7 protein-coding genes are annotated in these 10,631 nt (G+C 60.9%); 4 read left to right on the plus strand and 3 right to left on the minus strand.

The features are described 5' to 3' along the window. Nucleotides 1–20 precede the first annotated feature (20 nt). Nucleotides 21–2,120, plus strand: coding sequence for a phosphate acetyltransferase (pta, locus tag ACTJLA_RS03205; RefSeq protein WP_003188396.1), 2,100 nt, complete (start codon nucleotides 21–23; stop codon nucleotides 2,118–2,120). Further along, nucleotides 2,121–3,020, plus strand: coding sequence for an acyltransferase (locus tag ACTJLA_RS03210; protein ID WP_314550852.1), 900 nt, complete (start codon nucleotides 2,121–2,123; stop codon nucleotides 3,018–3,020). It abuts the gene before it with no gap. A 181-nt stretch (nucleotides 3,021–3,201) separates the two neighbouring features. Here ACTJLA_RS03210 and cysN read toward each other — a convergent pair whose 3' ends face one another. The 3 genes from cysN to ACTJLA_RS03225 form a co-directional block, all read right to left on the minus strand. Further along, the gene (gene cysN / locus ACTJLA_RS03215; RefSeq protein ID WP_003188392.1) at nucleotides 3,202–5,100 is read right to left on the minus strand and encodes a sulfate adenylyltransferase subunit CysN; all 1,899 of its coding nucleotides are present in this window, start codon (nucleotides 5,098–5,100) and stop codon (nucleotides 3,202–3,204) included. 9 nt (nucleotides 5,101–5,109) lie between these two features. Further along, nucleotides 5,110–6,027 carry a sulfate adenylyltransferase subunit CysD gene (gene cysD, locus ACTJLA_RS03220; protein WP_054896879.1) on the minus strand — a complete coding sequence of 306 codons (918 nt, stop codon included), beginning with the start codon at nucleotides 6,025–6,027 and terminating at the stop codon, nucleotides 5,110–5,112. Between the two features lie 253 nt (nucleotides 6,028–6,280). Then, complete coding sequence (locus ACTJLA_RS03225; protein ID WP_020302961.1) at nucleotides 6,281–7,039, minus strand: Nif3-like dinuclear metal center hexameric protein; 759 nt, start codon at nucleotides 7,037–7,039, stop codon at nucleotides 6,281–6,283. A 101-nt stretch (nucleotides 7,040–7,140) separates the two neighbouring features. Between ACTJLA_RS03225 and algW the strand changes: the two genes are divergently transcribed. Together algW and ACTJLA_RS03235 are read left to right on the plus strand one after the other, a co-directional pair. Then, complete coding sequence (algW, locus tag ACTJLA_RS03230) at nucleotides 7,141–8,301, plus strand: Do family serine endopeptidase AlgW (protein ID WP_003188388.1); 1,161 nt, start codon at nucleotides 7,141–7,143, stop codon at nucleotides 8,299–8,301. Nucleotides 8,302–8,413: 112 nt separating this feature from the next. Beyond that, the gene (locus ACTJLA_RS03235; protein WP_314550844.1) at nucleotides 8,414–10,507 is read left to right on the plus strand and encodes a TonB-dependent siderophore receptor; all 2,094 of its coding nucleotides are present in this window, start codon (nucleotides 8,414–8,416) and stop codon (nucleotides 10,505–10,507) included. Nucleotides 10,508–10,631 lie beyond the last annotated feature (124 nt).

The raw sequence follows: 10,631 nt of genomic DNA on the forward strand, positions 1-10,631 counted from the left end.
TGCACCTCCAGAGAATTCGCATGCAGACTTTTTTTATCGCGCCCACCGATTTTGGTGTGGGTCTGACCTCCATCAGCCTTGGGCTGGTGCGCACACTGGAACGGGCCGGCCTGAAAGTCGGCTTTTTCAAACCCATTGCCCAGCCACACCCTGGCGATACCGGGCCGGAACGCTCTACCGAGCTGGTGGCGCGCACCCACGGCCTGAAACCGCCGCAGCCCCTGGGCCTGGCTCACGTAGAGCGCATGCTCGGCGACGGCCAGCTCGATGAGTTGCTCGAAGAGATCATCACCCTTTACCAACAGGCAGCCGTAGGCAAAGACGTGCTGATCGTCGAAGGGATGGTGCCGACCCGCAGCGCCAGCTACGCGGCACGGGTCAACCTGCACCTGGCCAAGAGCCTGGACGCGGAAGTGATCCTGGTCTCGGCGCCGGAAAATGAAGTGCTCACCGAGCTTTCCGGCCGTGTGGAATTGCAGGCCCAACTGTTTGGCGGCCCCAAAGACCCGAAAGTGCTGGGCGTAATTCTCAACAAGGTACGCACCGACGAAAGCATGGAAGCCTTCTCGGCGCGCCTCAAAGAGCATTCGCCGCTGTTGCGCAGCGGTGATTTCCGGCTGCTCGGCTGCATCCCCTACCAACCCGAGCTGAATGCCCCGCGCACCCGCGACGTGGCCGACCTGATGGGCGCGCAGATCCTCAACGCCGGCGACTACGAAAGCCGGCGCATGACCAAGATCATCATTTGCGCGCGCACCATGCGTAACACTGTCGAGCTGCTCAAACCCGGTGTGTTGGTGGTAACCCCGGGAGATCGCGATGACATCATCCTCGCCGTCAGCCTGGCCGCCATCAATGGCGTGCCGCTGGCCGGGCTGCTGCTGACCAGCGACACCCTGCCCGACCCACGCATCATGGATCTGTGCCGAGGCGCCTTCCAGGCCGGGTTGCCGGTGTTGTCGGTGAGCACCGGCTCCTATGACACCGCCAACCAGCTCAATAGCCTCAACAAGGAAATCCCTATCGATGACCGCGAGCGTGCGGAAATCATCACCGACTTCGTCGCCAGCCACCTCGATGCGCGCTGGCTGCACCAGCGCTGCGGCACGCCAAGGGAGATGCGCCTGTCGCCGGCAGTGTTCCGTTACCAGTTGATCCAACGCGCCCAGGCCGCCAACAAACGCATCGTGTTGCCCGAAGGTAGCGAGCCGCTGACCGTACAGGCCGCCGCGATCTGCCAGGCCCGCGGCATTGCCCGTTGCGTGCTGTTGGCCAAGCCTGCGGATGTGGAGGCAGTCGCCCGCGCCCAAGGTATCGACCTGCCCGAAGGCCTGGAGATTCTCGACCCCGACCTGATTCGCCAACGCTACGTGGAGCCAATGGTCGCCTTGCGCAAGAGCAAAAGCCTCAACGCGCCCATGGCCGAGCAGCAACTGGAAGACACCGTGGTGATCGCCACCATGATGCTCGCCCTCGACGAAGTGGATGGCCTGGTCTCCGGCGTGATTCACTCCACCGCCAACACCATTCGCCCGGCGCTGCAGCTGATCAAGACCGCGCCGGGCTGCACCCTGGTGTCGTCGGTGTTCTTCATGCTGTTCCCCGAGCAGGTGCTGGTGTACGGCGACTGCGTGATGAACCCGCACCCAAGCGCTGCGGAACTGGCGGAAATCGCCCTGCAAAGCGCCGACTCGGCGGCGGCGTTCGGCATCACGCCACGGGTGGCGATGATCAGCTACTCCAGCGGTGACTCGGCCAGCGGCGAGGAGGTGGAAAAAGTCCGCGAAGCAACCCTGCTCGCCCACGAACAACAAAGTTCGTTGCTGATCGACGGCCCGTTGCAATACGACGCCGCCGCCAACGAAAACGTCGCCCGACAACTGGCGCCCAACAGCCAGGTGGCGGGCAAGGCCACCGTCTTTGTGTTCCCGGACCTGAACACCGGCAACACCACCCACAAAGCCGTACAACGCAGCGCCGATTGCGTGAGCCTGGGGCCGATGCTTCAGGGCCTGCGCAAACCGGTCAATGACCTGCCACGTGGCGCCCAGGTGGACGACATCGTGTACACCATCGCCCTGACGGCGATCCAAGCCGCCAACCGACCCATGGATATCTAAATGCTGGATTTTCTACCTGCCGCCGTGCGCGGGGTGATCGCTTCGCTGTTGCTGGCGCTGAACACGATCCTGCTGTGTTCGTTCCTGTTTATCGTGGCGCTGTTCAAGGCGCTGCCGTTCGCCAAGCGCCTGAGCGAATGGCTGATGAACCACACCCACGAAGCCTGGGTTACCAACAACAAGGGCTGGATGAACCTGGTGCGCCGTACGCGCTGGCACCTGACTGGCCTTGAGGGCCTGGACTACCAGCACTCGTACCTGGTGACCAGCAACCATCAGAGCTGGGTCGACATCATGGTGTTGCAGTACGTGCTCAATCGGCGCATTCGCCCCCTGAAGTTCTTCCTCAAGCAAGAGCTGATCTGGGTCCCGGTGATTGGCCTGGCGTGGTGGGCACTGGGCTTTCCCTTCATGAAGCGCTACAGCAAGGCATATTTGGAGAAGCACCCCGAGAAGAAAGGCAAAGACCTGGAAACCACGCGCAAGACCTGTGCGAAGTTTCGCGACAATCCCGTGGGGATTTTCAACTTTGCCGAAGGCACACGCTTTACGCCGGGCAAGCATGCGCAGCAGCAGTCACCGTTTCGCTACCTGCTTAAACCCAAGGCGGGCGGCATTGCGTTTGTGCTGGATGCCATGGGCGAGCAGCTCAAATCACTGATCAATGTGACCATCCACTACCCCGGCGGGCGCCCAGGTTATTGGGACTTGCTGTGCGGCAACGTGAAGGACGTGGTGGTGCACTTTGAAGAGGTGCAGATCCCGGCCGAGTTCATCGGCAAGAATTATGAGCAGGATGGGGAATATCGGTTAGCGTTCCAGGGCTGGATCAACCAGTTGTGGCAAGACAAGGATGCATTGCTGGAGCAGCTTCACAAAGACTTTCCGGCCAGCCGCTGATCACATGTGGAAGCAAGTTAATGTGGGAGCTGGCTTGCCTGCGATAGCGGTGCATCAGCTAAGGATAAANCCGCCATCGCAGGCAAGCCAGCTCCCACAGTGATCGAGTTCACATTTGAGAATATGTAAAAAGCCCGCCACCGATCACTCGGTGGCGGGCTTTTTTGTGCGGTTATAAAGCTTAGATCGCGCCGCGCTGACGCAACAGCTCCAGCACTTGCTTGACGCTGTCTTCCAGCGACAACGCCTGGGTGTCGATCACAAGGTCGGCATTCAACGGCACGTCATAGGGGAAGGATTCGCCAGGGATGTTATCCCCACCGGCCGCGTACAACCCTTGCGGGTCACGCTCGGCGCACACCAACGGCGATGCCTGCACGTAGACGGTCAGCAGTCGGTCCGCACCAATCAGCGCCTTGGCCTGTTCACGGCCTTCGGCATCCGGCGCAACGAAAGCCGCCAGGGTCAGCAGGCCGGCTTCGTTGAACTGACGCGCCACATGAGCCGCACGACGCCAGTTCTCGGTACGCCCGGCACGGTCCTGCGGCAACCCTTTGTTCAGGTCGTGACGCAGGTTCTGGCCGTCCAGCACGAACACCGCCCGTCCCATGTCGAACAGCTTGCGCTCGACCGCATAGGCCAGAGTGCTCTTGCCAGCGCCCGACAAGCCGCTGAACAACACCGTGGCCGGCTGCTGGCCGAAACGCAGAGCGCGCTCTTCGGTGGCGACATGCGCCAGGCTGCCGTGCTGCGCAGCGCCGCCATGACCCACCGGTGGCGCAATGATCATGCCCGCGGCCACCGTGCCGTTGGTCAAGCGGTCGATCACGATGAACGCGCCAGTGGTGCGGTTGCTGTCGTAACCGTCCAGGGCGATGGCGGCGTCCAGGCTGACCTTGACCCGGCCAATCTCGTTGAGCTGCAGCGAACTCGCCGGGCCTTCGGCCAGGGTGTTTACGTCCACGCGGTGCACGATGCTGGTGATGGAACCCGGCACGTAGCTGGTGGCGCGCTTGATGTCGTATTTTTTGCCCGGCAGCATCGGTTCTTCGGCCATCCACACCAGCATGGCGTCGAAGGCGTCGGTCACTTGCGGCACGTTGTCAGCATGCACCAACAGGTCGCCACGGGAAATGTCGATCTCGTCTTCCATGGTCAAGGTCACGGCCTGGCCTGGGCCTGCGTGTTCCAGCTCACCTTCAAAGGTGACGATGGATTTGACGCGGCTGCTCTTGCCCGACGGCAATACCACCACTTCGTCGCCCTTGTGCACGATGCCACTCGCCAGGGTGCCGGCAAACCCACGGAAGTTCAGGTTCGGGCGGTTGACGTACTGCACCGGGAAACGCAGGTCGGTGTAGTTGCGATCATTGGCGATCTCGACAGTCTCCAAGATCTCCATCAGCGACTGGCCGGTATACCAGGGCGAACGCTCGCTCTTGTTCACCACGTTGTCGCCCTTGAGCGCCGACATCGGCACGAAGGCCAGGGTGCTCGGCTTGAATGCGATACCTTCGGCGAACTTCAGGTAATCGGCCTTGATCGACTCGAATACGCTTTGGTCAAAGCCGTTGATGTCCATCTTGTTGATGGCTACCACGATGTGTTTGATACCCAGCAACGAGGCGATATAGCTGTGGCGACGGGTCTGGGTCTGCACGCCATAGCGGGCGTCGATCAGGATGATCGCCAGGTCACAGGTGGACGCACCAGTGGCCATGTTGCGGGTGTACTGCTCATGGCCGGGTGTGTCGGCGATGATGAATTTGCGCTTGGCGGTGGAGAAATAGCGGTAGGCAACATCAATAGTGATGCCCTGCTCACGCTCGGCCTGCAAGCCATCGACCAGCAACGCCAGGTCGATATCGTCACCGGTGGTGCCGGACTTTTTCGAGTCGCGGGTAATGGCTTCCAGGTGATCCTCGTAGATCATCTTGGAGTCGTGCAGCAGGCGCCCGATCAGGGTGCTCTTGCCGTCGTCGACGTTGCCACAGGTCAGGAAGCGCAACATCTCTTTGCGCTCGTGCTGGCCCAGGTAGGCGAGGATGTCCTCGCTGATCAAATCAGATTGATGCGACATGACAGCCCCTTAGAAATAGCCTTGACGTTTTTTATCTTCCATCGAGCCTGCACCATCGTGGTCGATGACACGGCCCTGGCGCTCGGAAGTTCGCGTCAGGAGCATTTCCTGAATGATGTCCGTCAGCGTCTCGGCTTCGGACTCCACCGCGCCCGTCAACGGGTAGCAGCCAAGGGTGCGGAAACGTACTTTCTTTTTGACGATGCGGGCTTTGTCTTCCTCGGACAGGTGCTCGAGGATGCGATCGTCGTCGATCATGATCAACGTGCCGTTCTTCTCGATCACGTCGCGCTCGGCGGCGAAGTACAGCGGCACGATCGGGATGCCTTCCAGGTAGATGTACTGCCAGATGTCCAGCTCGGTCCAGTTGGACAGCGGGAACACGCGGATCGACTCGCCCTTGTTGACGTTGCCGTTGTAGACGTTCCACAGCTCCGGGCGTTGGTTCTTCGGGTCCCAACGGTGCTTGCTGTCGCGGAACGAGTACACGCGCTCTTTGGCACGGGATTTCTCTTCATCGCGACGGGCGCCGCCGAATGCTGCGTCGAAACCATGCTTGTCCAGCGCCTGCTTGAGGCCCTCCGTCTTCATGATATCGGTGTGCTTGGCACTGCCGTGGGTGAACGGGTTGATGTTCTGCGCCACGCCATCGGGGTTGATGTGGGTAATCAGGTCCAGGCCCAGCTCCTCGACCATCTTGTCGCGGAACTTGTACATCTCCTGGAATTTCCAGCGAGTGTCGACGTGCATCACCGGAAATGGCAGTTTGCCCGGGAAGAAGGCCTTGCGTGCCAGGTGCAGCATCACGGCGGAGTCTTTACCGATCGAGTAGAGCATCACCGGGTTATCGAACTCGGCGGCGACCTCGCGGATGATGTGGATGCTTTCCGCCTCCAGCTGTTTCAGATGCGTCAGTTTGTCGACCATGGTTACTCACGGAAAAACGATCTTATGGACGGCCAGCGGGCCGTGTTCGAGCGAGGCATGCTAGCACAGCAACTTCTTCTATTTAGGGCGCCAGCTAGACCGAAACGATATATGAATATGCCGCCCAGTTTGGGCTTCAACACTGTAAGTGTGGGAGCTGGCTTGCCTGCGATGGCCTCACCTCGGTGAGCCTGAATGGCTGCGGTGCCTGTATCGCAGGCAAGCCAGCTCCCACAGTGTTCAATGCTGTGCTTTAGATCGGATTGGGGCAGTCGATGAACAGATGCTCCAGGGCAAAGCGCCGCGCCAGGTAGTCGCCCAAGGCCTGCACGCCGTAGCGTTCGGTGGCGTGATGGCCGGCGGCGATGAAGCTGATGTCGTTTTCCCGGGCGCTGTGGAAGGTCTGTTCGGACGCTTCACCGCTCAGGTACAAATCGACACCCGCGGCAATCGCCTGGTCGATGTAGCCCTGGCCGCCACCGGTACACCAGCCGACGCGGCGAATCATCTCGCTGCCTTCGATCAGCAGCGGTTCGCGGCCCATCACGTCCTGCACGCGACGGGCGAAGTCACGAGGTGACAAGGGCTCGGCCAGGGAGCCGACCAGCCCGACGATTTTTGGGTTGCCCGGGTCCAGCGGGCCTTCGACGGTGATGTCCAGGTGGCGAGCCAGTTGCACGTTGTTGCCGACATCGGCGTGCAGGTCCAGGGGCAAGTGGTAGGCCAGCAGGCTGATGTCATGCTTGAGCAGGGTTTTGAGACGGCGCTGCTTCATGCCGGTGATGCACGGGTTTTCGCCCTTCCAGAAGTAACCGTGGTGCACCAGCACCAAGTCGGCCTTGGCTTCGACGGCGGCGTCCAGCAGGGCTTGGCTGGCGGTCACGCCGCTGACGATGCGCATCACTTGGGGCCGGCCCTCGACCTGCAGGCCATTGGGGCAGTAATCGGCAATTTTGGCGCTGCCGAGGTAGCGGTCGGCTTCCTCGACGAGGGTAGTAAGGGGCACGGCCATAAAAGACTCCTAAATATCCCGTTCGCAGGCGTCACAGCCTCGTATAATGCGCGACATTATGGGCGCTCTCCCGCCCCCTGCAACCTGTCAGGACTTACTTGATGCTCAAGGCACTGCGTTTTTTTGGATGGCCATTGTTGGCTGGCGTGCTGATCGCGATGCTGATTATCCAGCGTTATCCCCAGTGGGTGGGCCTGCCCACACTGGATGTGAACCTGCAACAGGCGCCGCAGACCAACACAGTGGTGCAAGGGCCGGTGACCTATGCCGATGCCGTGGTCATCGCCGCTCCGGCGGTGGTCAACCTGTACACCACCAAGGTCATCAACAAGCCCGCGCATCCGTTGTTTGAAGATCCGCAATTTCGCCGCTACTTCGGTGACAACGGCCCCAAGCAGCGCCGCATGGAATCCAGCCTCGGCTCCGGCGTGATCATGAGCCCCGAGGGCTACATCCTCACCAACAACCATGTGACCACGGGCGCCGACCAGATCGTGGTGGCCCTGCGTGACGGCCGCGAAACCCTGGCCCGCGTGGTGGGCAGCGACCCGGAAACTGATCTTGCGGTACTCAAAATTGATCTGAAGAACCTGCCGGCCATCACCCTCGGCCGCTCCGACGGTTTGCGCGTGGGCGATGTAGCGCTGGCCATCGGCAACCCGTTCGGGGTGGGGCAAACGGTGACCATGGGCATCATCAGCGCCACCGGGCGTAACCAGTTGGGCCTTAACAGCTACGAAGATTTCATCCAGACCGACGCCGCGATCAACCCCGGCAACTCGGGCGGTGCGCTGGTGGACGCCAATGGCAACCTGACTGGCATCAACACCGCGATTTTTTCCAAGTCCGGCGGCTCACAGGGCATTGGGTTTGCGATCCCGGTGAAGCTGGCGATGGAAGTGATGAAGTCGATCATCGAGCACGGCCAGGTGATTCGCGGCTGGCTGGGCATTGAGGTACAGCCCTTGACCAAGGAACTGGCCGAGTCATTTGGCCTGACCGGGCGTCCAGGCATCGTGGTAGCGGGGATCTTCCGCGACGGCCCGGCGCAGAAAGCCGGCCTGCAACTGGGCGATGTGATCCTCAGCATCGACGGCGCCCCGGCGGGTGATGGCCGCAAGTCGATGAACCAAGTGGCGCGGATCAAGCCGACCGACAAGGTGGCGATCCTGGTGATGCGCAACGGCAAGGAGATCAAACTGTCGGCGGAAATCGGACTGCGCCCACCACCGGCGACCGCGCCAGTGAAAGAAGAGCAATAACCGTCGCGATCCTAGCGCCCGTTCGCGGGCGCTGGTAAGGCTACATTTCTTAGCGATTCATTCTCATTAGGCATGTTATATTGTTTCAATATCGCTATTGGAACGCTCTATCATGCCGTCTCGAAAGTTTGTGCCCTTGGCCGGCCTGGCCCTGGGTTTGCTGCTCGACCCTGCCTACGCCGAAGAAAACACCCTGGAACTGGACACCATCAGCGTCACTTCCGACGCCTATGAATCCGCCACCGGCCCGGTCGACGGCTACCGCGCCACCCGCTCTGCCAGTGCGACCAAGACCGACACGGCCTTGCGCGACATCCCGCAATCGATCAGCGTGATTCCTGCCACGGTACTCAAAGACCTGGGCAGTACCAGCGTGGAGCGCGCCCTGGAATTCGCTGGCGGCGTATCCAAGCAAAACAACTTCGGCGGCCTGACCCTCTACGAATACAGCGTGCGCGGTTTCACCACGTCCGAGTTCTACCAGGATGGCTTCAGCGCCAACCGTGGTTACCCCAGTACCCCGGACGCGGCGAATATCGAGCGCATTGAAGTGCTCAAGGGCCCCGCCGCCAGCCTTTATGGGCGTGGCGATCCCGGCGGCACGGTGAATATCGTCACCAAGAAACCACAGCCCGAGGCCTTCACCACGCTGCAGAACAGCGCAGGCAGTTGGGACCGCTACCGCACGGCGCTGGATGTGAATACGCCGCTGGACAGCGAGGGGCGCGTGCTGACGCGATTGAACCTGGCCGTTGAAGACAACCACAGCTTTCGCGATCACGTGGACGCCAAGCGTGTGTTTGTCGCGCCCTCCTTCAGTTGGCAACTGGACCCGGACACCACCCTGCTGGTGGAAAGTGAGTTCGTGCGCCACAGCTCCACCTTCGACCGAGGCATCGTCGCCAATACCGGCATGTCCCATTCCACCTTCCTCGGCGAGCCCAACGACGGCAATATCCGCAACCACAACAACCGCATTCAGGCGGCGTTGGAACACCACCTCAACGACGCCTGGAAACTGCGCCTGGCCAGCCATTACAAGCAAGGCAGCCTGTGGGGCGATGCTTCGGAAAGCCGAGCGTTGAACGCAGACGGCCACAGCGTCAATCGCCGCTACCGTGAACGCTCCACCGGTTGGCATGACAGCATCACCCAGCTGGAACTGCGTGGGGTGTTCGATATGGGCAGTTGGCAACATGAACTGTTGATCGGTACCGAGTACGAGGATTACCGTAAGAAAGAGCGTGTGACGGCGATCGCTGGCGACTATCCCATCGACATCTACAAGCCGGTGTACGGCCAGCCCAAACCCAACGGCAAACGCTCCGGTACCGACTTCTTCGAACAGACCAAAAGCCACGCACTCAACCTGCAAGACCAGATCATCTTCACCGACCGCCTGCGCGGTATGATCGGTGCGCGCTTCGAACACTTCGAACAAAGCACCGACGACTTCACCCGCAACCACGCCAAGGGCCGCCAAACCCACGACGCCTTCACTCAGCGCGCCGGCCTGCTCTACCAGCTCACGCCAGAAATCGGCGTGTTTGCCAACGCCTCCACGTCGTTCAAGCCCAATAGCGGCCTGGATGCCGCTGGCAAGTCCTTCAAGCCCGAAGAAGGCGTGGGTTATGAGGTGGGGGTCAAGAGCGAGCTGTTTGACGACCGCCTCAGCGCTACCCTGGCGGCCTTTCATATCGAAAAGGAAAACGTGCTGACCCTGGACCCGGCGACCAACCTCAACCGCGCCATGGGCAAGGCCCGCAGCCAGGGGTTCGACCTGCAAGTAACCGGGCAAGTGACCGACGCAGTCCGCGTGATCGGCGCCTTGGCCTACATCGACGCTGAAGTGACCAAGGGCGACAAAACCATTCCTACGGGCAGCCGCATTCTGGGCGTGGCCAAGCGCAGTGGCAGTGTGTTGGGCGTGTATGAGTTCCAGGAAGGCGCGTTGCGTGGCTCAGACCTGGGCGCAGCGTTCACCTATGTAGGTGACCGCTCAGGCGAAGCCGGCACGGGTTTCGAACTGCCCGCCTACCACACCGTGGATTTGCTGGCCCATTACAAGGCCACGCAGAACGTGACGGTGGGGCTGAACCTCAACAACCTGTTCAATGAAAGGTACTACGAGCGGTCCTACAGCAACTATTGGGTCAACCCGGGTGAGCCGCGCAACTTCACGGTTAGCCTGACCCTTAATCTGTAGATACAGTCAAAATGTGTGGCTTGCCTGCGATGACCATAGGTAATCACGATGCGAAGCGAGCCGCTCTTGATCTTGATCTGCTTGTGATCTTGATCTCAGGCGCCCCGTTAAACCACGCTGGCCG

This window comes from Pseudomonas sp. 22072 (assembly GCF_052046095.1).
In the GTDB taxonomy this organism is placed as follows: Bacteria; Pseudomonadota; Gammaproteobacteria; order Pseudomonadales; family Pseudomonadaceae; genus Aquipseudomonas; species Aquipseudomonas paracarnis.